Origin of the sequence: Mitsuaria sp. BK037 (assembly GCF_014193045.1) — a bacterium.
Taxonomy (GTDB): Bacteria; Pseudomonadota; Gammaproteobacteria; order Burkholderiales; family Burkholderiaceae_C; genus Roseateles.
Map to the genome: position 1 here is coordinate 2,186,859 of NZ_JACHYS010000001.1, position 26,684 is coordinate 2,213,542.

General features: G+C 68.3%; 25 protein-coding genes. 8 read left to right on the plus strand and 17 right to left on the minus strand.

The window, feature by feature from the left end:
• The first annotated feature begins 37 nt into the window (after window positions 1–37).
• Both FHT37_RS09040 and FHT37_RS09045 read left to right on the plus strand, forming a co-directional pair.
• A complete protein-coding gene (locus FHT37_RS09040; protein ID WP_183480304.1) occupies window positions 38–1,039 on the plus strand; it encodes a family 43 glycosylhydrolase in 1,002 nt (333 codons plus the stop codon).
• Window positions 1,036–1,995, plus strand: coding sequence for a hypothetical protein (locus FHT37_RS09045; RefSeq protein ID WP_183480306.1), 960 nt, complete (start codon window positions 1,036–1,038; stop codon window positions 1,993–1,995). Before FHT37_RS09040 ends, FHT37_RS09045 begins: the two co-directional genes overlap by 4 nt.
• Window positions 1,996–2,025: 30 nt before the next feature.
• Here the strand turns inward: FHT37_RS09045 and FHT37_RS09050 are convergent, their stop codons facing one another.
• Window positions 2,026–3,039 (minus strand): threo-3-hydroxy-L-aspartate ammonia-lyase, encoded by a 1,014-nt coding sequence (locus tag FHT37_RS09050; RefSeq protein ID WP_310739729.1) that lies wholly within the window; start codon window positions 3,037–3,039, stop codon window positions 2,026–2,028.
• 103 nt (window positions 3,040–3,142) lie between these two features.
• Window positions 3,143–3,499 carry a hypothetical protein gene (locus FHT37_RS09055; protein WP_183481442.1) on the minus strand — a complete coding sequence of 119 codons (357 nt, stop codon included), beginning with the start codon at window positions 3,497–3,499 and terminating at the stop codon, window positions 3,143–3,145.
• Window positions 3,500–3,578: 79 nt separating this feature from the next.
• On the opposite strand from FHT37_RS09055, the gene FHT37_RS09060 reads away from it, so the two are divergent.
• From FHT37_RS09060 to FHT37_RS09070, 3 genes are all read left to right on the plus strand, one after another.
• The gene (locus FHT37_RS09060) at window positions 3,579–4,109 is read left to right on the plus strand and encodes a gamma carbonic anhydrase family protein (RefSeq protein WP_183480310.1); all 531 of its coding nucleotides are present in this window, start codon (window positions 3,579–3,581) and stop codon (window positions 4,107–4,109) included.
• Window positions 4,110–4,229: 120 nt separating this feature from the next.
• On the plus strand, window positions 4,230–4,655 hold the full coding sequence (locus tag FHT37_RS09065; protein ID WP_183480312.1) for a MarR family winged helix-turn-helix transcriptional regulator: 426 nt from the start codon (window positions 4,230–4,232) through the stop codon (window positions 4,653–4,655).
• Window positions 4,652–6,442, plus strand: a complete 1,791-nt coding sequence (locus FHT37_RS09070) for a chloride channel protein (protein ID WP_183480314.1) — start codon at window positions 4,652–4,654, stop codon at window positions 6,440–6,442. Before FHT37_RS09065 ends, FHT37_RS09070 begins: the two co-directional genes overlap by 4 nt.
• A gap of 79 nt (window positions 6,443–6,521) precedes the next feature.
• Here the strand turns inward: FHT37_RS09070 and FHT37_RS09075 are convergent, their stop codons facing one another.
• Window positions 6,522–7,847: a hypothetical protein gene (locus tag FHT37_RS09075; protein ID WP_183480316.1), complete on the minus strand. Its 1,326-nt coding sequence runs from the start codon at window positions 7,845–7,847 to the stop codon at window positions 6,522–6,524.
• 11 nt (window positions 7,848–7,858) lie between these two features.
• Here FHT37_RS09075 and FHT37_RS09080 point away from each other — a divergent pair, with 11 nt between their 5' ends.
• Window positions 7,859–8,461: an alpha-ketoglutarate-dependent dioxygenase AlkB gene (locus FHT37_RS09080; RefSeq protein WP_183480318.1), complete on the plus strand. Its 603-nt coding sequence runs from the start codon at window positions 7,859–7,861 to the stop codon at window positions 8,459–8,461.
• 216 nt (window positions 8,462–8,677) lie between these two features.
• The gene (locus FHT37_RS09085; RefSeq protein ID WP_183480320.1) at window positions 8,678–9,097 is read left to right on the plus strand and encodes a VOC family protein; all 420 of its coding nucleotides are present in this window, start codon (window positions 8,678–8,680) and stop codon (window positions 9,095–9,097) included.
• Window positions 9,098–9,273: 176 nt separating this feature from the next.
• Here the strand turns inward: FHT37_RS09085 and FHT37_RS09090 are convergent, their stop codons facing one another.
• Window positions 9,274–9,819 (minus strand): hypothetical protein, encoded by a 546-nt coding sequence (locus tag FHT37_RS09090; RefSeq protein ID WP_183480322.1) that lies wholly within the window; start codon window positions 9,817–9,819, stop codon window positions 9,274–9,276.
• A 96-nt stretch (window positions 9,820–9,915) separates the two neighbouring features.
• Between FHT37_RS09090 and FHT37_RS09095 the strand changes: the two genes are divergently transcribed.
• On the plus strand, window positions 9,916–10,665 hold the full coding sequence (locus FHT37_RS09095) for a hypothetical protein (protein WP_183480324.1): 750 nt from the start codon (window positions 9,916–9,918) through the stop codon (window positions 10,663–10,665).
• 519 nt (window positions 10,666–11,184) lie between these two features.
• Here the strand turns inward: FHT37_RS09095 and FHT37_RS09100 are convergent.
• The 13 genes from FHT37_RS09100 to FHT37_RS09160 all read right to left on the minus strand — a co-directional run bounded on the left by FHT37_RS09100 (window position 11,185) and on the right by FHT37_RS09160 (window position 26,555).
• Entirely contained in the window at window positions 11,185–14,538 is a 3,354-nt protein-coding gene (locus tag FHT37_RS09100; protein ID WP_183480326.1) for a hypothetical protein, read from the minus strand.
• A 404-nt stretch (window positions 14,539–14,942) separates the two neighbouring features.
• Window positions 14,943–15,836: a hypothetical protein gene (locus FHT37_RS09105; RefSeq protein WP_183480328.1), complete on the minus strand. Its 894-nt coding sequence runs from the start codon at window positions 15,834–15,836 to the stop codon at window positions 14,943–14,945.
• A 515-nt stretch (window positions 15,837–16,351) separates the two neighbouring features.
• Window positions 16,352–18,649 (minus strand): diguanylate cyclase domain-containing protein, encoded by a 2,298-nt coding sequence (locus tag FHT37_RS09110; protein ID WP_183480336.1) that lies wholly within the window; start codon window positions 18,647–18,649, stop codon window positions 16,352–16,354.
• 116 nt (window positions 18,650–18,765) lie between these two features.
• Window positions 18,766–19,203: a DUF1801 domain-containing protein gene (locus FHT37_RS09115; protein ID WP_183480338.1), complete on the minus strand. Its 438-nt coding sequence runs from the start codon at window positions 19,201–19,203 to the stop codon at window positions 18,766–18,768.
• Window positions 19,204–19,215: 12 nt separating this feature from the next.
• Window positions 19,216–19,629 (minus strand): VOC family protein, encoded by a 414-nt coding sequence (locus FHT37_RS09120; RefSeq protein WP_183480340.1) that lies wholly within the window; start codon window positions 19,627–19,629, stop codon window positions 19,216–19,218.
• Window positions 19,630–19,705: 76 nt separating this feature from the next.
• Window positions 19,706–20,155 carry a helix-turn-helix transcriptional regulator gene (locus FHT37_RS09125; protein ID WP_091733320.1) on the minus strand — a complete coding sequence of 150 codons (450 nt, stop codon included), beginning with the start codon at window positions 20,153–20,155 and terminating at the stop codon, window positions 19,706–19,708.
• A gap of 91 nt (window positions 20,156–20,246) precedes the next feature.
• Window positions 20,247–21,764, minus strand: a complete 1,518-nt coding sequence (locus FHT37_RS09130; protein WP_221210985.1) for an ATP-binding protein — start codon at window positions 21,762–21,764, stop codon at window positions 20,247–20,249.
• Complete coding sequence (locus tag FHT37_RS09135) at window positions 21,730–22,413, minus strand: response regulator transcription factor (RefSeq protein WP_183480343.1); 684 nt, start codon at window positions 22,411–22,413, stop codon at window positions 21,730–21,732. The genes FHT37_RS09130 and FHT37_RS09135 overlap by 35 nt, the downstream gene beginning before the upstream one ends.
• Window positions 22,414–22,544: 131 nt before the next feature.
• Window positions 22,545–23,189: a hypothetical protein gene (locus tag FHT37_RS09140; protein WP_183480345.1), complete on the minus strand. Its 645-nt coding sequence runs from the start codon at window positions 23,187–23,189 to the stop codon at window positions 22,545–22,547.
• A 235-nt stretch (window positions 23,190–23,424) separates the two neighbouring features.
• Window positions 23,425–24,783 carry a HAMP domain-containing sensor histidine kinase gene (locus tag FHT37_RS09145; protein ID WP_255489525.1) on the minus strand — a complete coding sequence of 453 codons (1,359 nt, stop codon included), beginning with the start codon at window positions 24,781–24,783 and terminating at the stop codon, window positions 23,425–23,427.
• A complete protein-coding gene (locus tag FHT37_RS09150) occupies window positions 24,780–25,511 on the minus strand; it encodes a response regulator transcription factor (protein ID WP_183480347.1) in 732 nt (243 codons plus the stop codon). The genes FHT37_RS09145 and FHT37_RS09150 overlap by 4 nt, the downstream gene beginning before the upstream one ends.
• Window positions 25,489–25,854 carry a 4Fe-4S binding protein gene (locus FHT37_RS09155; RefSeq protein WP_183480349.1) on the minus strand — a complete coding sequence of 122 codons (366 nt, stop codon included), beginning with the start codon at window positions 25,852–25,854 and terminating at the stop codon, window positions 25,489–25,491. Before FHT37_RS09155 ends, FHT37_RS09150 begins: the two co-directional genes overlap by 23 nt.
• A complete protein-coding gene (locus FHT37_RS09160) occupies window positions 25,854–26,555 on the minus strand; it encodes a hypothetical protein (RefSeq protein WP_183480352.1) in 702 nt (233 codons plus the stop codon). Before FHT37_RS09160 ends, FHT37_RS09155 begins: the two co-directional genes overlap by 1 nt.
• Window positions 26,556–26,684 lie beyond the last annotated feature (129 nt).

Consider the following 26,684-nt stretch of genomic DNA (forward strand, 5'->3'; position numbering starts at 1 on the left):
AACCCGGTCACGACAACCACAAGACCGGAGACAAGACATGACCCTCACCCCTTCGCGCCGCGCGAGCGTGTCGCGCTGGCTGCGCCACGCGCGCGCCGTCCTCGCCCTGGGTGCCGCCGTCGTCGGCGGCAGCGTCGCCGCCGCGCCCTGGACGCTCACCGGCTCCCTGGGCACGCACGATCCCAACATCTACAAGACCAGCACGACCTGGTGGATCTTCGAGACCACCGACAACAACGGCATCGGCGTGAAGTACTCCAGCGACGGCCACGCGTGGACGCAAGGCGTGCCGATCTTCGGCAGTGGGCTGTCCTGGTGGCAGCAGTACGTGGCCGCCGGCAAGCCGGCCCAGGTCTGGGCGCCGGGCTGCGGCGAATGGGGATCGATGGGCTACTGCTACTACGCGGTGTCGAGCTTCGGCTCGCAGAAGTCGGCGATCGGGCTGACCACCTCGGCAGGCGGCATCGCCGCCGGCAAATGGGTCGACCAGGGCGCCGTCGTGACCTCGGCACCCGGGGACACCTTCAACGCGATCGACCCGGCGCTGGCCAAGACGACGAGCGGCAGTCCCTATCTGGTCTACGGCTCGTTCTGGAACGGCATCTTCATCCGCCCGGTCAGCAGCACCACGCTGAAACCCTCGGGCACGCCGGTCAACATCGCGCGCGACAACGTCAACGGCATCGAGAACGGCTTCGTCATCTCGCATGCGACGAACGGGACGACCTGGTACTACCTCTTCGCGTCCAAGAACGCCTGCTGCAAGGGCGCGGACAGCACCTACCGCATCGTCGTCGGGCGCTCGAGCTCGATCACCGGGCCCTACGTCGACAAGGCCGGCGTGGCGCTGATGTCGGGCGGCGGCACGGTGCTGGCGTCCAGCGGCTCGCGCTTCAAGGGACCGGGCGGGCAGTCGCTGCTGGCCGACGGATCGGTCATCGCCTGGCATGCCTACGACGCGCAGAACAACGGCGCGCCGGTGCTGTTCATCAACAACGTGACCTGGGGCTCGGACGGGTGGCCGCAGCCCGTGTGGTGAGCGTCCGCCGCGTCGCGGCCCTCGCGGCGGTGCTGGGGGCGCTGGCCGGGCTCGTGGCCGGCTCGCTCGTCGGCCCTGGCCGCGAGCCCGTCACGCTGGCCGAGCAGGTCATCCCACCGACGACGGCACGGCCGGCGCGCCCGGATCCTGCCTTCGCGGCGGGCGCCGCCTCGGCGCCCCGGCTCGCGCCGCTCCTGGCCGGCACCGACGGCCGCGTCGACCTCGGCGCGCTGCTGCGCGCCCCGCTTTCGGAACTCCGCACCAGCGTGTTGACCGCGCTGCGGCACCGGTCGGAAGGCGGCTGGCTGTACGCGCGCGCGCTGGCGCGCCAGTGCTCGGCGCTGGAGATGGTCGAGATGCGCGAGCACCTGGCGCCCGCCGCCTTCCAGCCGGCGATCGACCTGAACCAGCCGGGCGCGCAGCGCGCGCTCACGCTGCGCGACCAGCTCATGGCCGGTTGCTCGCAGTTGCAGCCGGACGAACTGCTCGAGGCGATGAACGTGCCACCGGGCGCGGCCGATCCGCTGATCGCGGTGATGGACCAGCCCGCCCGCCCCGGCAGCGCCGAGGCGCGCGAGCGCCTGGCAGCCATCCTGGCGCGACCGGACCCGCTGATGCTCGCCGAGCTCGGCCCCAACCTGCTGGCGCGCGACGGCGAGGCCCTTGTCTTCGACGGCCGGCGCATCGACGGCGAGGAACGCCAGTTGCTGGAGGGCGCAGCGTTGTTGCTGCCCTGTTCGCTGGGGCTGGCCTGCGACGGGCAGGACGAGGCGGTCTGGGGTCCGTGCCTCGTCGACGGCCTGTGCGGGACGACGACGCGCGAGGACGCCGTGATGGCCACCGTGAATGCGGGAGAGCATCCGGAGCGCCGCGCGGCGGTGCTCGCCTGGGTGGAGCGGCTGCGCACGGCGGTCGTCGCGCGCGACGTGGATCGCTTCCTCAAGCCGCCGGCTTGAGCGCGGGCCCGGGCGGCGATATCCGCGTGCTCAGGCGGCGGCGGTCCCGGCCGCCGAGGCACCGGCCAGCTCGCAGAAGCGCGCCAGGTCGACATTGCCGCCGCTGATGACGATGCCGATGCGCTGGCCCTGGAGCTGATCCTTCATCGCCTGCACCGCGGCGAAGCCCAGGCAGCCGGTCGGTTCGACCATCATCTTCATGCGCGTCGCGAAGAAGCCCATCGCCTCGACCAGCGCGGCATCCGGGACGGTGACGACGTCATCGACCAGGCGCCGGATCAGCGCGAAGGTCAGGTCGCCGAGCTGCTGCGTCTGGACGCCGTCGGCGATGGTGTGCGGCGTGTCGATGTGGACCAGCTTGCCGCTGCGGAAGGACTGCTGGCCGTCGTTGCCCGCATCGGGCTCGACGCCATAGAGCTTCGCGGCCGGCGACAGCGCCCGCACCGCCAGCGCGGTGCCCGACAGCAGCCCGCCGCCGCCCAGCGGCGTGAACACGGCGTCCAGCGGGCCGACCTCCTCGATCAGCTCCTTCGCCGCGGTGCCCTGGCCGCTGATCACGTCGGCATGGTCGTAGGGCGGAATCAGCGTCAGGCCATGCTTCTCCGCCAGGTCGCGGCCGATCTGCTGGCGGTCCTCGGTGTAGCGGTCGTAGAGGACGACTTCGCCGCCGTAGCCGCGTGTCGCGGCGATCTTCGCGGCGGGCGCGTCCTTGGGCATCACGATGGTGGACGGCATGCCGAGCAGCCGCGCCGACAACGCCACCGCCTGCGCGTGGTTGCCCGACGAGAACGCCACCACGCCGCGCCGGCGCTGCTCGGGCGTGAAGCGCGACAGCGCGTTGAACGCGCCGCGGAACTTGAAGGCGCCCATGCGCTGGAAGTTCTCGCACTTGAAGAAGACGCGGGCGCCCAGCCGCTCATCGACGGTGCGGGACGTGAGCACCGGCGTGCGGTGCGCCTGGCCCTCGATGCGGCGGGCGGCGGCCTCGACGTCGTGGAAGCTGGGGAGATCCAGCGACGCGTCGGTGGATGCGGGGGCGGACACGGGGGCGGACACGGAGGCTGCGGGCATGGCGGGTGTGGCGGTCAATCTCGGCTCCTGGTCGATGGGACGCGCCATCATGCCTGCGCGCTGTACCGCAACAGGCTCAGGCCTGCCATACACCGTAGCCGGCCTCGCGCAGGCCGATGGCCAGTTCCACCTCCATCTCGCGCGCGGCCTCGTAGGGCATCGGGTTGTAAACCTCGTAGAGCCGCGGCAGCAGGCGCAGGCCGTAATCGAAGACGAAGCGGTTGGCCTGGATGCCGGCCTTGTGCTTGTCGAAGCGCAGGTCGGGATCGAGGCCCGTCATGCCGACGTAGACGAAGGGCATGCCCAGCCGGTAGTCCGGGTTGGCCTTGCGAAAGCGCGGCTCGTTCCAGACCTGGTCCGCGAGCTCGACGACGTAGACGTGGTGGTGATGGCGCTTCTCGCGCCGCGCCTTGGGTGCAGCGGCCGTCTTCACCTTCCTGGCGGGCGCGGGCGCAGCTTCGCCGCCTGCCGCCACAATCGCCTTCTTCTTCAGTTTCCCGACGCCATCCGCCATGCCCTTGTCCTCTTACCTCTCCACCTCGCCGGCCGTTGCCGAGCGCGTGTTCATCCACGACTCCGCGCAGGTGATCGGCGACGTGACGATCGGCCCCGACAGCTCCGTCTGGTGCAACACCGTGCTGCGCGGCGACGTGAACCGGATTGTCATCGGCACCGGCAGCAACATCCAGGACTTCACGATGGGGCATGTCTCGCACAAGTCGGCGAAGAAGCCGGAGGGCTCGCCGCTGATCATCGGCGACCACGTGACGGTGGGGCATTCGGTGATCCTGCATGGCTGCCGCATCAGCAACGAGTGTCTGATCGGCATGGGCTCGATCGTGATGGACGACGTGGTCGTCGAGGACCGCGTGATGATCGGCGCCGGCAGCCTGGTGTCGCCAGGCAAGGTGCTCAAGAGCGGCCACCTCTACATCGGCCGGCCGGCGGTCGCGGTGCGCGAGCTGACGGCCGAGGAGATCGCCTACCTGAAGTACTCCGCCGAGCATTACATCCGGGTCAAGGACAACTACCTGGGCGGCTGAATACGGCGCCTGCACTCGCGCGCGCGGCGGTGCAGCGGCGCCGGCATGGATATATCGCGACGCGATGCATATATGTCGTGACGCGACATATACTCGCGGCTTTTTCGCGCCGTCGACGACATGCCGCCCTCCTCCCGGACGCCTTCCAAGAAGGACTTCGAGTCCCTGTCGGACTTCCGCTACCAGATGCGCCGTTTCGAGCGCTTCTCCGAACGCGCCGCGCAGGCGGAAGGCCTGACGCCGCAGCAGTACCTGGTGCTGCTGCACATCAAGGGCCAGCCCGGTCGCGAATGGGCGACCGTGGGCGACATCGCCGAGCGGCTGCAGGTGCAGCCCCATGCGGCGGTGACGCTGGTCACGCGCTGTGAAGCGCTGTCGCTGGTCGAGCGCCGTCCGAGCGAGGCCGATCGGCGCCAGGTCGAGGTGCATCTGCTGCCCGAGGGCCAGCGGCTGCTGGAGCGCCTGGCGGCGCTGCACCGCGCTGAACTGCGCTCGCTCAAGGGCGTGTTCAAGGTGCCGCAGATCGACCTTCCGGAGCAGCCATGAACGCACACGCCAAGTCCGGAGCCCCGGCCGCGCGCCACGCGCGCACGCCGCATCGCGGCGACTTCTCGCTCGACGCGCGGCTGCTGCGCATCACCGCGATGGCCATCGGCATCGGCGCGCTGAGCACCGTGGCGGCGCGCGTGCTGCTCGACCTGATCCGCTTCTTCACCAACCTGTTCTTCTTCCAGAGCTTCTCGCTGGCGGAGCGCTCGCCGGCCACGCACACGCTGGGCGCGTGGGTGATCGTGGTGCCGGTGATCGGCGGCCTGATCGTCGGGCTGGTGGCGCGCTACGGCTCGGAGAAGATCCGCGGCCACGGCATCCCGGAGGCGATCGAGGCGATCCTGTTCGGCAAGAGCCGCATGTCGCCGAAGGTCGCGGTGCTCAAGCCGCTGTCCTCGGGCATCGTGATCGGCAGCGGCGGGCCTTTCGGCGCCGAGGGGCCGATCATCATGACCGGCGGCGCCATCGGCTCGCTGATCGCGCAGCACTTCCACCTGACGGCGGCCGAGCGCAAGGCGCTGCTGGTGGCGGGCGCGACCGCGGGGATGACGGCGGTGTTCGGGACGCCGGTGGCGGCGGTGCTGCTGGCGGTCGAGCTGCTGCTCTTCGAGCTGCGCCCGCGCAGCCTGCTGCCGGTGGCCGTGGCCTGCGCGGCGGCGGGCTTCCTGCGTCCGCTGCTGATGGAGCCCGGGCCGCTGTTCCCGCTCCAGACGCTGGTGCCGGGCCCGATGACGCTGGTGTGGTGCGTGGTCGCGGGCGTGCTGTGCGGGGCACTGGCGGCCTCGCTGTCGCTGTCGCTCTACAAGGTCGAAGACGCGTTCGGGCGGCTCCCCATCCACTGGATGTGGTGGCCGGCGATCGGCGGCCTGGCCGTCGGCATCGGCGGCTGGCTGCAGCCGCGCGCGCTCGGCGTAGGCTACGACGTGATCGGCGACCTGCTCAACAACCGGCTCGCGCTGGGCGTGGCGGTCGCGCTGCTGGCGGTCAAGGCGGTGATCTGGGTGATCTCGCTGGCGTCCGGCACCTCGGGCGGCGTGCTCGCGCCGCTGCTGATGATGGGCGCCGGACTGGGCGTGGTGCTGTCGCATGTGTTCCCGGGCAACGATCCGATGCTGTGGCCGATGGTCTGCATGGCCGCGACGCTCGGCGGCACGATGCGCGCGCCGCTCACGGCGACGCTGTTCGCGTTCGGACTCACGCACGACAGCAATGCGCTGCTGCCGCTGCTGACGACCTCGGCGGTGGCTTACGGCTTCACGGTGCTGACGATGCGCCGGTCCATCCTCACGGAGAAGATCGCCCGGCGCGGGTATCACATCTATCGCGAGTACGGCGTCGATCCGCTCGAGCGGCACAGCGTCGATGAAGTGATGACGCGCGAGGTGCAGACCCTCGATGCGCGCTCGACGATCCAGGAGGCGCTGGCCGAGCGCTTCGGGCCGGGGCAGGCGCATCGCGGGTTCCCGGTGCTGCGCGACGGCGCGGTGGTGGGCGTTGCGGATCGCGCGCTGCTGGCCGCGGGCGAGTCCAGGCCGGCGCTCACGGTCGGCGAGGCCTGTGCCGGTGCGCCGGTCCAGTTCGCGCTGCCCACTGACAACTGCCGCGCGGTGGCGACGCGGATGGCGAGGCACCGGCTCGAGCGGCTGCCGGTGGTGCGGGATGCCGAGTCGATGGCGCTAGTGGGCGTGGTGACGCGCAGCGACCTGATCAAGCCCTCGCTGGCCCATTTCGACGAGGAAGAAAAGCGCGAGCGGCTGCGCGGGCTGCCGTGGAGGTCGGGCTGAGGCGTCAAGGCGCCTTCGCTTCGCGGCCGCTGGGCGGCAGTTCGCGGCCATGACGCTCGAAGCCTGAGCCGATCGACCATCAGTGCGCGTAGAACCGGGCGAGCTCGCTCATGAGTCCGTCGGGATCGCGGAGCGCGAACCGGCCGTCGCGGACCACGAGTCCGGCGTCGCGGGCCAGCGACTGGTCGAGGCGCAGCTCGAGCACCACGACCAGGTCGGAGCCGGCGCTGCGAGGCGCGATCTTCTTCTTGTCGTCGACCATGACCGGATTGCCGGTGGCGATCACGGCGCCGTTCCAGATCGCGTCCTTCACCGCCTTCGTCTCTTGGGTGCACGCGTCGGCGACCGACGGCGCGCCGGGGTCGGCCGGATCGACGAGGTCCTCGGTGATGCGCTCGCGACGGGTCACCGCGTCGCGGCAGACGTCGACGAGGTTGCCGAGCTGCGTGACCGCGGCCTCCGCGACGCTGGGCGGCAGCGCGGCGAGCACCGCGCCGAGGATCGACTTGGGATACGCGTCGTACGCGTTCTTGCGATCACCGACGCCGCCGTGCTGGTGCCGGCGCAGATAGGCGCGGGCCGCGACCACCTGGGCGAGGAGACCGGTGGCGCCCTTCAAGGTCGGCGCCGCCGTCGCGAGCCGCTGCGCGACCACCGGGTACGTGCGCCGCCCGATGGCGGTGCTGAAGAGCTGCTCGTTCCTGGCCGGGTCCGCGAGCTGGGCGAGGGTGACGTCGAGGTTGGCCTGCGCGTTGCCGTAGAAGTCGCCGATGGCGGGCACCCCGGCGTCGCGGGCGATGAAGATGCCGACCTCGCCCTCCGGCGGTACCGCCCAGGCCTGGCCGAGGTCGCTGCCGATGTCGGTCAGCTTGACGAAGCAAGGCACCGCCTTGCAGCGCTTGGTCACGCTGGTGAAGAGCGCCTGCGTGATTTCGAGCAGGCGGGCCCAGGTCTTCGCGTCGTCGTGCCGCACGGGCGCGGTCTGGATCTCCAGCTCCTGCATCTTCAGGCTCTCGGTCGACATGAAGACGTCGGGCGTGAGGCAGTAGAGCTTGCCGTCGACGCAGAACCTGGTGTCGCTGCGGACCCCGTAGGGGACGTAGGCGCCGTCGCGCAAGACCCGGAGGCCGAGGGCGCCATGCGCGACCTCCATGCCCCACTCGATGCCGACGCCGGAGTCGGCGCGAGCGGAGGGTGCAGTAGCGAACGATGCGATGAGCACAAGAGCGGCGAACAGCGATTGCGCCACGCGGGTGCGCGCGGCCGTGGTGTGGTCGTGATGACGGATCATGATCTTCCTCGTGAGGATGGTGTGGCGGGCGGGCTCACTATGCGCATCCATTCCCCATCCGAAGATCGGTCGGCTACCGTCCATGGACGGTGCGGATTGCTGAGGGGCCTGCAATACTCTCCCGCATGTCTCCCAGCGCAGACCAGCCCTCCCTCTTCGACGACCTCGATCCGCCGGCCGATGCCCTCCCCGGCGGCATGCGTTATCAGTCCGCTTTCCTGTCGCCCGACGAGGAGCACGCGCTGATCGCGCTCATCGGCGCGCTGCCGCTTGAAGCGGCGCAGTACAAGCAATACACCGCGCGCCGCCGTGTCGTCAGCTATGGCGGCAGCTTCGACTACGACGCCAACCGCCTGCGCCCCGCGCAGCCGCTGATCGAAGCGCTGCATCCCCTGCGCGAGCGCGTCGCGCAATGGGCGGGGATCGCGCCGGATGCCCTCGTTCACACGCTGGTGGCCGAGTACGCGCCCGGTACGCCGCTCGGCTGGCACCGCGACGTGCCGGACTTCGAGGACGTGTTCGGCGTGTCGCTCGGCGCCCCGGCGACGCTGCGATTCCGCCCCTACCCGCCCGATGCGCCCAAGCGCGCCGACGTCCTCAAGCTCGCCGTCGAGCCGCGATCGATCTACGCGCTGCGCGGTCCTTCGCGCTGGGCGTGGCAGCACAGCGTCGCGCCGGTCGAGCGGCTGCAGTGGTCGATCACGTTCCGGACCGCGCGAGCGAAGTGATCGATGAACACGCGGCCAGCGTCGATGGCCCCACGCCACGCCGGTCCTTTGCATCAGGCCGCTTGACCGTCCTCGCGCCTCGCCCCTACGATCGCGCCCGCTTCGCAGTCATCGCCATGACCTGCACCGAGCCGTAAGCGTTTACGTCAGCCAACGCGCAACCCCGCCGGTTCCCCGACGCAGCAGCGTCGCGCCGGCTTGCGCATAGGCATTGCAATGACCACGCACTCCACCACGGTTCGGTCCACTTTCAACCACCTCAGCTTCCCCTCCCCCGACGCTCCCGCGACGGCCGCGTTCTTCGAGCATTTCCTCGGCTTCTCCGTGGCCGCCTTCGGCCACAGTCGCATCGTCAAGAAGGACCAGCTCGACATCGTCATCGAGGACGGCCGCGACCGCGATTGCACCTGGCCGCGCAACTTCCATGTCGGCGTCGAAGTGGCGACGCGCGCGGACCTCGAGCGCATCCATGCCGACATGCTGGCGGCTGACATCCGCATGGAGACCGAGCTGATCACGCATGTGCGCGGCTCGCGTTTCTTCTGCTGGATGCCGGGGGGAGTGATGCTGGAGGTCAATACACGAGAGGATGCGGCTGTGGAGTTCCGTGGGACGTTCGCGAGTCAGCGGGGTTGACGGGCGGTTGCTGATCGGGCGGATCAGGATTTCGTACGGTTGAGACACCATGATCGATCCGTCAATGTCGACCTCGCGAAGCACCGCCTCGAAGTTCTGATCCGGAGATCGAATCGTCAGGAGGTCCCCTCGGCCCTGAGCCCACCCAGCGGCATTCAACGCTGCGTCACGAAGAGTCAGTTGCGCCAATCGCCTGTCCATTGCTTGAGGACTTTGAAATCTTGCGGTGAGCCTAGCCAAAGGGCGATCTTGTAAGAGTCCTTACCTGCCAGGCCGTGCTCTCCTATTCGCTTGAGATCACTGAACAGCACAACGACTTGGTAGTCTCCGGCGGATACCGAAAGGAAAAGCCGCTCTGGGCCGGTGCATTCGTAGAGTTGCAGATGCCCTGTCTCAAGGCGCAGTGAGCATGAGAAGGCGTGATCGAACGACCCAAGGTCAATGGTCTGCTCCTCTGTGAAAACTTCAACTTCGACGGGGACGTCCATGTTGCTGGCCGGCGCTATAGCCACGACCGACTCTGTCACCTTGCCACCATTGCGTAGGTCGTCGTCCGACCAGTCCTCAGGAGCCGACCAGTTCGCTCCACCGTTGGCAATGTAGAACTGAAAGTAGTCGGCAAAGACGACAAGGGAGGCACGATGAAGGAGCGGCATACGTTCTTGCGGCCCGCGATCTGCAACTCGCTGACTATGCCAGCCCGCGACTCCGAAAGCTGCCATACATTGACTTCAGTGTCTGGCTGGGCATCGTCCTTCGCGATGGTCGCGATCAGATGTCCGATTCCGCTGCGAAGCCCAGTCTTCACTCCGAGAGCTATGCACAACGACGTACCCATTTCAAGACCGCTCACTGGGCTTTCGAATGACGGCCGTGGCCTTTCCCATCTCTGCGGTGGATGGCACGACAAAGCACGCGACTACCTTCTGGCGGCGCTGCTGAGCATTGCGGCCGGCACGTCAGCTTGCGCTTCCGGGGCGGTGAAGGCTCCGAGGACTTCCGGCGGCGCGTCTGGAGGCACATCCGGCTCGACCGCTTCAGCCGCAGGGAGCGCCCAGTCCAGCGGCACGCTGTGCCAGGCCGACGAGGTGGTCGCCTTCTCCTGCCCGACAGCGACCAAGATCGTCTCGCTGTGTGCCAAGCCCGAAGCCGGCCCGGCCTCGAAGCAACTGGCCTACCGCTACGGCACGGCGAAGAAGGTGGAACTGGAATACGTCGCCACGGCCGACAACGGCAAGCGTTTTGGCGCCACCGTCTCGCCAGCGGCACCGGGCGCGTCGGTGCATCAACTCTGGTTCAACCGCGGCGACATTCGCTACCTGCTCACCGAGTGCGTCGGTGGCAGTTGTCCCCACGGCGCCGGCGTGGCAGTGCTCAATCCGGAGAAAGTGCTGATGAGCGCGCGCTGCGTGGCCGGCGATACGCCGAGCCAAGCCTTCTTCTCCCGCTCACTGATCGAGTTCGGCAACGGCGCGGACGACACGCGCTCGCGCACCGAGCTTATCAAGACCGAGGACTCGGACAACAGCCTGGACCAGATCTACAAGACGGAGCGCCAAACTCGGTGAGCGTTAGACGCGGATGGAGGCATTCAGGACGACGAACGGCCCCGTCGTCTGCGATCCCCCGCGCCGCGAGCTCGATCCGAGTTACTGGTTAATCGACGATGGACTTGTCGGGCCAACAGAGGTGGAGGCGTTCTCTCGCGTGTTGCTTGATGACTTGAAGGGGCTCACTTCTGGCATGTGACCCAAGTGGCGCGACTGTGCGTCGCTAATGTCCACTTCCGCTGCGGAGCTGCCACTCGGCGGCTGACTGCTGCTTTAGGCTGAACTCAGTCGTTCACGGTCCAAGACCCGATCGTCAGGTGCCCTCAACAGCGGTCACTGGACGTCACTGACCTGGCGGGCGGCTGCGCCGCAGAACCGGCCGCTCGACTGTGGCATCTGCCGCGTTTTGGGTTGAACGACCGCTTCTCTGCGACGCGACTGCCTCGTGCCGACCCTCAAGAGACATCCGCTGTCGTGATCTGGTTGCCGCGAAGCTGCCTGTCGCAAGCGACGCAGCAATGATGTTTTCCAACGGCGTCAGGAAGATGAGTTGTTGGCGCTGGGGCCCATGCGCCCGCTCTTTCGGGCACGCCGTGCGGCAATTGCCTTGATCACCGGAGCGTTCACCACACCATCAGGAATGAACGGATCCTCTTCGTCGTCCAGCGCGACGATGTCATGATCATTTTCGCCGATCTGCCAGGCCGGGCGAATGCGCAAGTGGCGCTTGAGGAGCGCAAGCTTGAACTCGATATCCGGCACGCTTTGGCTGCTGGGGGGCAGTTGCGCGGGCATCAGAAAGAAGGCGCCGAACTTGTTGAATGCCTTCAGAAAGTTCGTCAGATTCTCCGACGTTGCCGGCGTCATCCGATTGATCCGCGAGATCATGCTGAGTGTGGCGCCGGATCTAAAGTCTGCCGTGACGTGGTCGATGTTGGGCCCAACGATCACGCCATAGTGGTGGGGGTTGCTGTTGTAGATGCCGGTAACGATCGTGACGCGAAGAGCGTCCTCGGCGTCCTCTCGGCCCCATCGGTTGTGCCAGCCGCTGAAGATCCTCTTGCCCGCTTCCAAGTCTCTGAACATCAGCCCCATGAACGGCGGCTGGCGATCGTCCCACCCGTAGCATGTACCACCCCAGCGGGCCTTGTCCCAGTTCGGGATGTCGATGGGCGAGATCACCTTGCGCTGCGTATGCTTGCGCTGGGAGGTGTCCATCAGCGCCTCTGGGGGAGGGCCATCACCGAGCTTGATCGGCTCCATGGGGATGTCGCGTTTGGTGGCAGGTCGGTCGGGCCGCCAGTGCCGGTCACGCAGGCAGTCGTAGTGCTTGTCGTTGACGCCCACCAAGTCGGACAGGCGGACCTTGGCATCGCTGCCGAACAGGCTTTGTCCGATGACGACCAGGTTGCCCAGCAACGCGGCTCTCGCCAGCCCTCGCTCCTCTCCGGCGACCCTATTCATCCACGCTTCGACGTCACGGATGATGAACTGACGCGCTGCAATGGCCAGCGTGGCTTCGCACAGGAAGTCGGTGAACTGCGTCAGCGCTTCCTTGTCTTGGAAGTCGATGCTCTCGCCGGTGACTATCTCGGCATGAACACCTGCGACGTTGTCCAACCAGGAAAACGACGGCCCCGTACCCTGCTCCTTCGCTCTGCGCACACAGATCACCGTCCTCTCGGCGTGAGGGAAGATGTCCTCTTCATCGCTGGTCGCCATGAAAGCTTCCATGGCACCAAGCAAGGACTCGGCGACGCCGATCGACGCGACATCGTTAGGGCAGTCGACCACGAACTCAGCCCCCAGGATGATCGATCGAACCAGCGCGCGCGGCCCCTCGTTTAGCGACGGTTCACTCGGAAGATCTTCGCGGGCGGGCTGATCTTGCCAGCGCTCAAAGAATTCGAGCATGTCCGCCGGGCTCTTGGGCGACTCGGCGAAGCTCTCTTCATTGACACGCTTTTCATGACCCAGCGCATACAGGACGGCCAGGCGCGGCATTCCGAGATCGAGCCGCGCGAGCGCGTCCGGCAACTGCTCGATCGCCGAAATCCTATAGAAGGGGACGTTCAAGAAATGGATGCTTAGCACGGCCTGCAACAGCATCGCTTCTTGCTCTGACTGGGCCTCTCCGCGCCCGGTCGACGTGAGCAGCCCCTCGCAGAACCGGGTCCAAACGATCGCCTGAAGAATCTGGGGAACTCGTCCCAGCTGCATTTCGATCCAAGTAAGACGCCTCAAGCAATGATGCGCGATGCTGGGCATTTCCCCTTCCGTCAAGAACATGCGAAAGGCTCGCTCGATCGCTACAACGAGCTTATTGCGAGCGGCCCATAGCAGTCCCGCGCTCTCGTAGGCGTAGCTGCTCTCCAGCAGCGTGAGGATCAGCTGGCGTTGATACTCTTCCTTGACAAACAACTCTTCGGCCCGCCCCAGCCACCGGATGGCTTCGTAGGGCTTTTCATTTCGCAACTTCTGCCGCCCTCGCGACCTGAACGACTCTCCAGCCTCGCCATCGCTCACACGCTGTCGTTGCACATCCACGACCAGCTCATAGAGGCTGTCGAACTCGGGGGTATCGAACAGATCGCTTATCTCGTGGACCATCCCGGACAGCGATTCGAAAGGAAACTGACCCAGGGGCTTTGAGGCCTCAGCGATCTCCTTCAGATCTGCCCACGCTGCCGAGAGCCCCTGCGGGCGCCCTTCGTGCATCGCGTCGGTCAAGCTCACGAACGTCCTCAGCATTCTCGCGAACAAGGCGTTGTTGGGCCGGGCCTCATCGGCCTCCAGCGTCTTCAGACGAGCGACGAGCGCTTGGCGTCGGTCGCCGGCGCGGCTTCGATCAGCCGCTACGAGGTTTCGACGCTCAAGGGTTATCAGCAGCTGGTTCAGGTTGAGTAGCCGCTCTTGATCTTCCGCCTCGGCGGAATTTGTCGCATGCCGCTCGACTTCGTCGTAGTGGGTCAGGAACTCGCCGAAATCCTCAAACCACCAATGGGCGGTCCAAGCGCGCTGATAGGCGACGCGCAGCAGTTGGCTAGGAATGGCCAACTCTCGCGCAATGCGGTCGGCCATGGCGAAGCGACCCTCGATCTCGACACGCGGCTTGTCCAGACCGCGCGCGAGTTTGGCTGCACGAACACAGTCTTCGACCAGTTGGTACCGTGCGCCTACGTAGCGACCCGGGTCTGCAATCTGCGCATCAAGCTCCTCCAGGTCCGCTTTGCGCCGGGTGTCTTCGGGCCCGAGCTGCACGCTGTTTCGACGGGATGCATCCTCGATTTGGAGCGCCGATATGGCGAGGTCGAGATGGCCATTTCTGTATACGCGGTCAGTGAGCCAGTTCCTGTCCATGATGTGGACCGGGATACCCGCTGTCTTGGTCAGCGCGTCCTCTGTGCTGGCTCGCAGCTTGTCGCTGACCAGCTGGTTCGTGAAAAAGTAGATTCGCTTGTAGTCGCGCTTCGTTGAGAGAACGCTTTCCACGTCGGCCTCTAGCTTGGGCTTCCACTTCTTCTTGGCACTGAATGCGAACGCCCAGCGCTCCGACCCGCCCGCCGGTTCGCCGAACCACCAGCGCTCGGAGATCTCTTTCGCGACAGGATAGTTTTCCGAGTCGACCTTGCTGTCGCCGCCGCCAGTGGGGCCGGTCTGAATCCGTAGGTTCGGGCAAATCTCTTTCTCGGCGATCAGCCGGCAGAAGTGCTCGAACTGATACTCCTCCTTACGCGCGGTCAGCGTGTCAAGGTGGTGATCGAATACCGGCCGCGCCAATACAGGCTCCGATTGGACAACTGAGTCGGAGAACAGATCAGGGTGCCGGGCCCTCATCAATTCGCGAGGGCTGGGCGCTTGCTGCGCGGTTTCCGATGCGGCTTTGTTCACACTGTCGTCCTAAGGCTTCATGTCCATCCGGCGAAGCGGTGGGGTGTCCATTGCAGCATTGTCCATGCCGCGTTGGCAGCGCGGGTGTCGATGCTATCGAACCTCGGCGAAGCAGACGTTCATCACGGACCGCTTCTGGCCGGGACTGGCAGTTCGCCGACTCGATCCATACCGATCCGTCACCATGGATCCGGCGGCGTGCCGGCTGTGTCTGATGTGCTCATCCTCAATATTGATGACGGCTGGAAGGATCGACTCCCCGCATCTGCGTTCGGCCAGGAGCGGGCAGCTGAAAGCGGCTGCTTCCCGGTCATCCAGCAGGCCCCTTGGCGAGGGCCACCATTCATATTTGAGGCGCTCGCCTGCTGCGCTCAGGGTCGAATTCTGGGCCGGACGCGCGTTCGCTAACCTTGGCTGAACGGCACTGTCTCCCGAACCTTCGCTTTGCGTACCGCCGTTTCTCGGTTCACTTGAAAGTCGAGTTTGTCGATGTGCTTGCCTTGCGCGGCGACCACTCGCTCAAGAGCTAGCAGTCGCTGCTTCAACTCCGCACAACACTTCGATTCCGGGCGAGGAATCGGGACGGCCGAGATGCGGCCCGACAGCTCCCAGTCTCCTTCTTTCTTCCAGCGACGGCTGAACGGAATCGGAGCCGCTCCGGAGTTTTGGAGTTGCAAATGTGAGAACCGGAAAACTGCGCTGCCGATCTGATCATCCATATTTCCGAACCCAACGATCCAATCGAGAACGGACACGCCACGCCCAATGGCGCTTTCGACCGCATCACCGATCTGCGAGGTCATTGCGTCGATGTCCTCCTGCGACGGTTCCGTCTTGCTGATGCTCAACGTACCAAGGACTTCGGCCAGCCTATCTCGAACGTTTCGATCGAGCGCCTCATGGCCCAGCGCGATCGCTGAGTTGGGCGTCTCATCCGCCTCCATCAACACAACAATGCAGCCGATCATTCCGCCCACCTCGGTCATGCCCAGCAACGGGCTAGTCAGAGGGATCGGCTTCAGGATTGTTCTGTATTCGCCAATGATTGCGGGAACAGGGACGCTGTCGCCCTCGTCGACATCCGTCGTTCCGAGATTGCCGTGGTTTCCAGGCGTCCCAACGACAGTCGGTGCTCCTTGCAAAAACGGAGGTGAAGGGCCATCGGTGTTCACCACAAGGGTGTCGCCATCCGCTTTGAAGAAGACCGTCCAGAGGTACGGTTCCGCATTTCCAGGTCCGTCGCCCTCATCACGGCAAAGAACGCGGTCGATCTTGAGCACAACATTCAGATCATTCACGATAGTTCTCCCTTGTCGTTCGCTGAGTGTGTTGGGAGGATAGGTTCGCAAACTGGCATCTTGCATCCACAGCCAAGAGGATGCCTGGGTACCAGGACGTCTTTTGATATGCGTACCCCCGAACCGAGGCAGGCGCCAACGTAGCGAGCGACCGCCTTGCGGCTTCGAATCCCCTCCAAGCTACTTCCGCAACGGGTCGTGAGCACCTGTTCATGACCGGGAAGAGCGGTCATTGGATCGGCTTGGCGGTCCCAACCGGCACGCGGCACGAACGACCGCTGCACCTCGCGTAGCTGACCTCCGTGGGCACGGCCGCCGTCCAGACCGAACGACTGCTTGATGACGGTCAGCGTGTAGCCGATCCCTGGTGGTGAGCGGCAGCACCCGCTGCACAGCCGACATCGCCCTCAAGGTGGAGGGCAGCCATTTCCATCCAAGGCATTCAACTGACCTAGAAGCACGCTGCGGTTTGATCACCCGCTCGTTCCACGGCGTCATTCCGTCTTGCGAGGTCCCTACACCCCCGCCAACACAAACCTCGACTTCCCCGACTGCTTCGCCTGGTACATCGCCGCGTCGGCCTGTTCCAGCAGTGCGTCGCAATCGGCGGGCTCCTCCGCCGGCGACGACGGCGCCGACGCGCCGCCGATGCTTGCCGACACCGACACCCGCAGCCCGCCGAGCTCAAAGGGCTCCGAGAGCGCCTGCACGAGCTTGGCCGCGACCTTGGCCGCCCCCCGCTGTCCGGGATGCACCAGCGCGACCGCGAATTCATCGCCCCCCAGCCGCGCCACCAGGTCCCCTGCCCTCACCGCCGCGCGCAAGCGCTGCGCGGCCTCCTTCAACAGCAGGTCGCCGACGCCATGTCCGTGCGTGTCGTTGACCTCCTTGAAGCCGTCCAGATCGACATAGAGCACCGCCACGCTGGTCCCGTTGCGGCGCGCGAGCGCCAACTGCTGCTGCACCATCTGCCGGAACAGCGAGCGATTCGCCAGCCCCGTCAGCGCGTCGTGATTCGCCTCGTGCTGCGCCGCGTCCAGCAGCTGCGCCGCGTGCGTCAACGCGCGCCCTACCCGATCGACTTCCACCACGCCCAGTGGCGGCACCTCCACCGCCACGCCCGTGCCCAAGGCCAGCGCCGGCTGCGTCAAGGCCTGGACCGCGCCGGCGATCCGGCCGCCGATCCGCCACGCGAGCAGCAGGCTGCCCGCGATCGTCAGCATGAAGCCGCCCACCAGCCACGCCAACGCCCGCGTCAATGGCAGCCGCAGGCTCGCGCTCGGCACGCTGATGCCCACCGCCCACCCCGACGATTCCGTCCGCACGAACGCCGTCTGCACCGCGACCCCATCGAGGCTGGTCGTGTCCATCAGCCCCTCCCACTGCCCACGTAGCTTGAGCAGCAGGTCCCGCGGCGCCTCGACGCCGAAGTAGCGCTCCGCCCCCCGCGTGCGCGCCACGACGCGCCCCTCGCGGTCATACACCGTCGCGAGCCAGTCCGGGTCCATCTGCTGCAACGCCAGCAGGTCTCTCAAGCGGTCCGGCGCGAGCCGCGCGCGCAGCGCCGTCGCGCCTTGAAGCTGCGCCGCCTTGTCCGCCGGCAAGGGCACCGAGACCTCGATCAACTGCTCTGGCGAAGGCTCTCCGGAAAGCGACGCCATCGCCTCGGTGGGCGCCGACACCGGCCTCGGCGCCACCGCGGGCGACGACGCGCCGGACGCGCCCGCGACCACCGTCGAGCCATGCCGGGGCTGGCGGATGTCCATCACCAGGTTGCCGGCGGAATCCTCCAGCCGCAGCCCGGAGGCGTGCAGCAGCGGCATCGCCTCCCGCGCCTCGAGCGAGAACGCCGCGAGCCCGTCGCCCGGCGGCAGCTGCGAGGCCGCCAGGACGCGCAGGCCCGATTCGACCCCGCTCAGGTCCCGGTCCACAGCGGCCGCGATGGCGCGCGCGGTGTTCAGGCGGTCGCCGGCCTTCGCGTCCCGCACGCGCTGGAAGTCCAACAGCACCAGTGCCAGCGTCATCACGGCCACCGGCATGACGGCGGCGATGACCAGGAACACCAACCGCGACCGGATGGTCGGCGGCGTCGCCTCATAAACGGAGCTGAGCAGCGTGGTCAGCAGGAACAGCGTCGCCAGGCCCGCGATCACGAAACCCAGCCAGGCGCCGCCCATGCCGTCGGCCAGCGCGCCGCAGATGCCGCCCTCCGGAAAATTAGCCGCCGCCATGCCGGTGTAATGCATGCCCACGATCGCCGCGCCCATGACGACGGCGCTCGCCGACTTCTTCCAGGGCCCGGTGACGATGGTCTCGTGCCGCAGCCGGAAGCAGATCAGCAGCGCCGCCGTCGAGGCGGCCACCGCCAGCACCACGGACAGCGCGAACAGCGCCGGGTCGTAGCGGATGCCGGGCTGCATCCGCATCGCCTCCATGCCGAGGTAATGCATGCAGGCGATGCCCAGCCCCATCAGCGTGCCGGCGATCAGCAGCCGACGCCGTCCCAGGCTCGGCCGCGCGATCGTGTGCAGCGCCAGCGCCGAGGACAGCGCCGCCACCGCGAGGGACGCCAGCGTGACTGGCACGTCATAGGCCAGCGCGATGGGCAGCGAGAACGCCAGCATGCCCACGAAGTGCATGGCCCAGATACCGGTGCCCATCGCCAGCGCGCCGCAGGCGAGCCACAGCGCCGTGCGCACCGGCGACCCGGCGGCCGCGACCACCCGCGTCGCCATGTCCAGCGCGACGAACGAGGCGATCACCGCCGTCACGATGGACAGCGCCACCAGCAGCGGGTCGTAGACGCCCGTCACGGTGTCAGGGCGCCGGAAGTCCGGGACGCCCGTGGAAACGATGCATGACTGGTTCCTCCCCCTGGCATGCCGCCCGTCGCCGGGCCCTCGAAGGTTGATCGGGGCCCAGGCCGGCGTCACGCCGCGCGCGTCGCCTTTTTCGGCTTCGCCGCCGCGTCGTTCAGCGCGGCGGCGGCCTTGAACAGCGCCTTGAGCGCCTGCTCGTCCACCGGGTCGCCCTGGCGGATGTCGATGGCGCGGCGCACGTTGCCATCGAGGCTGGAATTGAAGAGCCGGGCCGGATCGGCCAGCTTCGCGCCCTTCGCGAAGGTCATCTTCACGACCTCCTTGTAGGTCTCGCCGGTGCAGATCTGGCCGTTGCGTTCCCAGACCGGCGTGCCCCGCCACTTCCAGGTCTCCTCGACGCCGGGCACCGCCTCCTTCATCAGCCGACGCAGCCGCGCCAGCATCTCGCCGCGCCAGTCGCCGAGCTCGGCGATGCGGGCATCGATCATCGCGGCGGCATCGACGGCGCCGGCCGCCTCGGTCGTCGGGCTCGTGGTCGTGGTGGGCATGTCGTCCTCCGCTCAGTTCTTCAGCTGCTGGATACGGATCATGTTGCCAGCCGGGTCGCGCACGCCGAAGTCGCGCACGCCGTAGGGCTGCTCGGTGGGCTCCTGCACGATCTCCGCGTCCTGCGACTGCAGGCGCTGGAAGGTCGCGTCCAGGTCCTTCGCGCCGAGCAGCAGCATCGCGAAGGTGCCCTTGGCCATCATCTCGGCGATGGTGCGCTTCTCGTCGTCGGTGACGCCGGGGGTCGCGTTCGGCGGGAACAGCACGATGGAGGTGTCGGGTTTGCCCTTGGGGCCGATGGTGATCCAGCGATTGCCGCCGAAGGCGACGTCCTTGCGGATCTCGAAGTCCAGGCCGTCGCGGTAGAAGGCCAGCGAGGCCTCGGCGTCGGTGTGCGGCAGGAAGGTCGAGTGGATGGTGATGTCCATGTGAATCTCCAGATCGGTTGCGGTCAGCGTGGTCGGCGGCCGTCGCCGCCGGGGTTCCGGACCCATGCGACGCAGTCTAGGTGGGCTGTTTCTCGGGCGCTTCTCGATTCCTGATCGGACGCGTCACCTGCTTGGCCACGCAGGACGGCAGGCCCTCGCCCTCGCGCGCGGCGTCGCGGCGGTAGGCGCTCGGCGGGACGCCGACGAGCTCGGTGAAGCGCGTGCTGAAGGTGCCCAGCGAGGCGCACCCGACCTCGAAGCAGACCTCGGTGACGCTGAGGTCGCCGCGGCGCAGCAGCGCCATGGCGCGCTCGATGCGGCGCGTCATCAGGTAGGCGTAGACGGACTCGCCGTAAGCCAGGCGGAACTGCCGGCTCAGGTGACCGGAGGACATGTGCACGCCCGCGGCCAGCGCCTCGACGTCCAGCGGCTGGGCGTACTCGCGATCGATCCGGTCACGCACGCGGCGCAGGCGGGCGAGGTCGCGCAGGCGGGTGTCGGGCGAAGGGTCGGCGGCGGCAGGCATCCGGGCATCCTACCCAGCGCCACGCGAGGAACTCAAGCCGCGAACTCGGGACCATCCCGGAGGCGCCCGTGCCGGAAGTCAGACGGTCCCGTCAGAAGAGCGCCCGCCGCATCGACTGCGCATAGTCCGCCTGGAATCTGCGCGCAGCGGCACGCCCGGGCGGCGCGAGGTCCAGCGCCGGCGTTCGCGGCGGCGCGTCCGCCGGCGCCTCGGCCGACGGTGCGGCGGGCTCGGCGGGCGCGGTCGCGGCCATGTCGCAGCGCAGCTCCAGCCCCGGCGAGCGGCGGTGCGCGCTCAGCCGCCAGCCGTGGGCCGCGGCGATCTCGGTGCAGATCGCCAGGCCCAGGCCCGCGCCCTGCTCGCGCCGGTCGACGCCGCGCCAGAAGCGCTCGAACAGCCGCGGCAGATCTTCCTCGGCCACGCCCTTGCCGCAGTCCAGCACCGAGAACCCGTCGGGGCTCACAGCCAGGGTCACAACGCCGCCCGGCGGGCTGTGCTGGATTGCGTTCTCGAGCAGGTTCTTCAGCAGCGTGAACAGCGCGCCCCGATCGGCGCGCCAGAAGCGCAGCGCGGGACTGAGCTGCAAGCCCAGCGTGACGCCGTGCCGCGAGGCCACCCGCTCCATGAAGTCGAAGACCTCGCGCACCGCCGGCTGGGGATCGAGCGCCTCGATCCGGTAGTTCTGCGGCTCGCTGGCCTCGGCCAGCAGCAGCAGTTGCTGCACCTGGCGGGCCACGCGGTCGACGTCGTCCAGGATCTGGTCGCGCCAGGCGCCCTCCTCCGCCAGCTCGACCTGCGCGCGGATCAGCGCCAGCGGCGTCTTCAACTCATGCGCCGCGTTGGAGAGGAACTCCTGCTGCGTCTTGAAGCCCCCCTGCAGCCGGTCCAGCGCCGCGTTGAAAGCCTCGACCAGCGGACGCAGCTCGCGGGGCTGCTCGGCCGCAGGCAGACGCTTGGAGAGCGTGCGCGGCGAGATGCGCCGCGCCGCACTAGACGCCGCGCGCACCGGCAACAGCGCCCGGCGCAGCGAGAGGTGGATGGTCACCAGGAACACCAGCACGAAGGTCGCGCCCAGCGCCAGCAGCCCCTGCCTCAGCACGTCCAGGCCGATCGACTCCCGCATGCGCAGCACGATGCGGTCGCTGACCGCGAACTGCACGTACCAGCGCCGGCCGCCATGATCGAAGGTGACGGTCGCGCCATGCATCGCGACGCCATTGCGCTTGAACACGAAGGACTGGCGCACCGCCTCATAGGGCTGACCGTCGCGCGTGATGACCGCGTCCTGTCCATCCGTCGCGAACGCCACGCGGCCGCTGCCATCGGCGACCCGCAGCACCAGCTCGGCGCGCAGGCTGTCGAACAGCCAGGGCCCGATCTTCGGATCGAGGCGCACGGGCATGCCGCGCTCGTCGAACTGCAGATGGCGCGCCAGTTCCTCGCTGTTGTCCTCGATCTGGTCCCGCAGCACCCAGCGGGTGAAGGGTTCCCAGAACACCATCGAGGCCAGGCTCACCAGGAGCGTGCTCGACACCATGCTGGCCGCCAGCACCGCCAGCACCCGGTTGCGCAGGCTATTCGGCCACCGCATCTTGAAGCGCATATCCATGGTTCCGGAGATTGACGATGCGCAGGCTCGATCCGAGCGACGCCAGCTTCTTGCGCAGACGATGCAGCGCGACGTCGAGCGCATTCGGCGTCACCGCGTCGGACAGCCCCCAGGCCGCCGCCTCCAGCGCCGCGCGCCGGACCGTGCGCCCCTGCTGCTGCACCAGCGTGATCGCGATCTGCAGCTCCGCCGGCGCCAGCGCCACCGAGGCGCCCCCGCGCAGCAGCAGCGCCTCGCCGACGTCGACCTCGATGTCGCCGAACAGGGCGCGCGGCGGGCGCACCGCCGCCGGGCGGCGCATCAGCGCCCGCACCCGCGCCACCAGTTCCTCCATCGGAAAGGGCTTGGCGAGGTAATCGTCGGCGCCGGACTCCAGGCCCTCGACCCGGTCGTGGAGTGCGTCCCGCGCGGTCAGCATCAGGCAGGGCGTGCCCTGCCGCTCGGCCCGCAGGCGCTTGACCAGCGCCAGGCCGTCGCCGTCGGGCAGGCCCCGATCGATGACCAGCGCCGCATAGCCGACCTCGCGATGCGCGACCCAGGCCGCCTCCATCGCATGGAAGACGTCCGTCGGGATGCCGGCGGCCTGCAGGGCCTGACGGATCAGTCCGGCAAGCCGGACGTGATCCTCCACCAGGGCGATTCGATTCATGGGGAGAGGGGGCCGAAGCGGCACATGGTAAGGGAGGCAGGGAGGCAAGGGATGGCCATCGTCCGCTCCAGCGCCTTACCCGTTTCTTACCGGAGCGACACGGCGGCCGCTCCCCTCTCCCCGGTCGTCGCTCAAGCGACCTCGGCCGGCACCCGCTGGTGGTACTGGACGACGGCCACCCCGTCGCGGATGGCCTGCTCGTAGACGCCGAGCATGCCCAGCGCCTCGCGCAGGTCGTCGCGGATCGCGGCGGAGGCGATGACGGCCTCGTCGTCGTTGCACAGCGCGCCGTCCTCGTCATCGTCGCGCTTGAGGCGGTAGACGAGTTCGGCCACGACCGCCGCATGCTCGATGCGCTCGCGCAGCGTCTTCATCGCCAGGCCGACAGTGATGTCGCTGCGCGGGACGAAATACTCGACGCAGGCGGGCTCGAAGCGGCTCAGCGAGGGATACATCCGCGAGCTGTAGAGGAAGGCCTCGAACTCCTCGCGCGTCATGCCCTCCAGGGGGCGGATCTGCTCGAGGACCTCCTGCATGAACAGCAGCTTCGGGGGACGCGGGGGCGGCGGCGGTGCCGGCGGAGGCGCGCTGGCGCCGCGGGCCGCCTTGGGCAGGTCGCGCTCGTCGAGCCCGTCGGACTCGTTGCGCTCGCCAGGCTCGTCAGGCTCGTCGGCCTCGTCGAGCAGTGCCGCGGCGGCGGTGACGGGACAGCCGGACGGCGTCATCGGGACGGCGGGAATGGCCGGGGCGGAGGGAGAGAGGGACATCGTGGACATGGACAGCTCCAGTTCGGATCGGATCAATGCATAGGCATCACCTTCGTGGGGATGACAGGGACCGCATCAGCGACGCGGGGGATGCATCTTCAGCGTGGCCGGCGCAAGACCTGGCACGAAAAGATCAATGAAATCGATTCGATGAAACCGTCGGCATGAGCGCCACACCAGTCCTCGTGGGGCGACCGACTTGTCTCGGTGGGACCTGCGACGAGAGCCACTCGCTTGAGGCGGCTCAGCGGAATCGCACGACCGCCTCGAACCCCGGTTCGGCATTGCGCAACTCGAGCCGGCTGCCGTGCGCCTCCGCCACGAGCCGGCACAGCGACAGCCCCAGGCCCACGCCGCCTTCGCTGCGCGCGCGCGCCTCGTCGGGGCGGAAGAAGGGCTGGCCGAGCTGCGCGAGCGCCTCGGGCGGCACGCCGGGACCGTGGTCGCGCACGGTGAGCCGCGCGCCGTCGCCATCGCGCTCGACGCTGACCCGCACCGGTCCGATCGCCGCGTCGTTGTGCCGCAGCGCGTTGTGCACCAGGTTGCGCAGCAGCAGTTGCACCCGCATCCGGTCCAGCTGCAGCACGGGCAGGTCGGGATCGATGCTGAGCGTGACGCCCGGCTGGTCCTGCTCGCGCGCCAGCGCGCCGAGGTCGCAATCGCCGACCTGCAGCGCGCGATGCCCGCTGCCCAGCCGCTCGCTCTCCAGCAGGGCCGAGATCAGCTCCCGCATCTGCGCCAGTTCGTCCAGCAGCGCCGCCTTCGATGCCCCCTCGTCGACGAGCTCCGCGTGCAGCCGCGCGCGCGTCAGCGGGCTGCGCAGCTCATGGCTGATCGCCAGCAGCAGCGCGCGCTTGCCGTCGAGCATGGCCTGGATGTCCTGGGCCATCTGGTTGAAGCGGTGCGCCAGGTCGCCGATCTCGTCGCGGTGGCGGATGGGCACGCGATGCGCGAGGTCGCCGCGCCCGAACGCCTCCGCGCCCGCCGCCAGCTCGCGCAGCGGCGCCACCAGGCGGCGGATGCCGCCGTAGGCCAGGCCGGTCACCAGCAACAGCAGCGGCACGGCCCAGAGCCATCCGTACTCGACCTTCATCGAGCCCCACAGGATCGCGCTACCCGCGCAGGCCAGCACGACGAAGATCGCGATCAGCCGCGCGCCCAGCGAATGCTTGAAGTGCGCATGGTGGCGATGCCACCGCTGGTGCCAGCGGTTGCGCGCCCGCATATGCCAGCGCCAGCCGCGGCCCCGCGAGAACGGGCCGCCCATGGCCTCCATCTCCGCCCAGCGCCGCATCTTGTCCAGGCGCTTGCGGTGGTGCCTGAGCCGTTCCTCGTGCAGGCGCAACCACCAGGCGTCGCGCGGCGCATGCCAGCGCGGATCGCCGCAGCGGGGGTCGCTCCACTCGCCGGGACCGCCGGGACCGTCCGGGCCGGCCGATCCGGCCGCGCCGCGCGCGCGCCGTTCCCACGGCGCATGGCGGTCGTTGCCGTCATTACCGTCATTGCCGTCATTGCGGTCGCCGCCGTCGCCGCGGTCGCCGCGCCGGTCCCGCCGGTCGAGCCGGTCGCGCCAATGGTCGTAGGGGTGACGCGGTCCCTTCATGACCCGCCCTCCCCGCCGCCGGGCGCCGCACCGCCCGCTACCGGCAACGCGAAGCAGTAGCCCGCGTTGCGCAGCGTCTTGAGCGCCTCCAGCGGCTCGAGCTTGCGACGCATGCGGCTCACCAGGATGTCCACCGCCCGGGTGAACAGGTCGGCCTCCTGACCGCGCAGCCGGTTCAGGATCTCGTCGCGGGAGAACACCCGCCCGGGCTCGCGGGCGAGCATCACCAGCAGCTCGTATTCGGTACTGGTCAGCTCGACGGGGCCGGTGCCGGCCGTGACCAGGCGGCGCGCGGTGTCGATCTCCAGCCCCTCGAAGCGCAGCAGCGTCGCCGGCGCGACCGCCGCCGGCGCTAGGCGCGTGCGGCGCAGGATGGTCTGCAGGCGCGCGGCCAGCTCGCGGGGCTCGAAGGGTTTGGCCAGGTAGTCGTCCGCGCCCAGCTCCAGGCCCACCACCCGATCGGTCAGGTCGCCCCGCGCGGTCAGCATCAGGATCGGGATCTCGCGCCACGGCTCGCTGCCGCCGCGCACGCGCTTGCAGAAGGCGAAGCCGTCCATCTCCGGCAGCATGCCGTCCAGGATCAGCGCGTCGAAGCGCTCCTCGGCCAGCCGCGCCAGCGCGGCGCTCGGCCGCGTCACGGCGCTCAGCGCGAAGTCGAAACGCGCCAGGTAGCTCGCCAGCGGCGCGGCCAGCGCCTCGTCGTCGTCAATCAGCAGCAGTCGGTGCATCGTGCCGTCCATTGTGCCCAGCCGCCTGGCCCGGGGAGCCGTCGGCGCCCGCGGCGCGCGTGTGCCGGACCAGCGTGACGGCGCGCTCCGGGCAGGCTTTCACGCAGTGGCCGCACGCCCGGCAGGCGTCGGCATTCGGCGTGAAGGCCTGCTGCCAGCCGTGCGCATAACCGCGCAGCTTGCCGAAGAGGCTCAGGTCCTTGCGGCGCTCCGCCGGCAAGGTGCCGACCGAGAACACGCCATAGGGGCAGACCTCGACGCAATCGCCCTTGCCTTCGCAGCGGTTGCGGTCGATGACCGGCCGCAGCAGCCCCGGAGGCTGCCGGCAGTCGCGGCCGTCCATCAAAGGCCCCGGTCGTTGGCAGCGCCGTGACCGTCGCGACGGTCGCGGCCACCCCGGCCGCCGTCGCGTCCGTCGCGTCCGGCGCGGCGACGCAGCCGGCGCAACAGGAAACGCAGCATCTGCTGCTGGTCGAAGTCGAGCGCGTCGAAGAAGTCGCCGACGGCCGCCAACAGCGCGGGACCGGTCGCCCGCAGCGCCTCGACCTGGCCGTCGAAGAGTTCCTGCGCCTCCTCGCGGCGGAAGTTGTCGCTCTCGATCAGCCGGGCGACCTCCGGACCACGGGCCAGCGCCTTGACCGCGCGCCGCGCCGTGCCGAGCTGGTCGACCAGGCGCTCCAGCAGCTCGGCCTGGCTGTCGCTCAGGTCCAGAAAGGCGCGGGCCCGGGCTTGCAGCCGCCCGCCGCGGCGACCGTGGGCATCGGGTCCCAGGCCCCCGCCGAAGCCGCCCCACCCATCACCGCCGTGGTGACCAGGGCCACCGTGGTGGCGGTGGCGGCCGTGTCGGAATTGCTCGCGTCCGAGCCCGCCCCAGCCCCACGGGAAACCGCCGAAACCGGCGAACCGGTGCCAGGGGCCGTGGACGGGCAGCGGGCCGTAGAAGCCATCGTCACACACAGGGCCGAAAGGACCGAAGCGACCATCGTGGCCGAAGTGAGCGTGCTGACGTTCATGGTGGTGGCTCCAGCGTCGAAACAGGTGCATGGTGCAGTTCCTCGGTAAAGCCCGGTTGTCCGGGCGGTGAATCCATGTCGCCATGATTCCCATGCCGCCTCGTCGGGGCATCTCACCGCGGTATCGCTGCTTTTCGTTTTGTATCGCCCCCTGCCCACC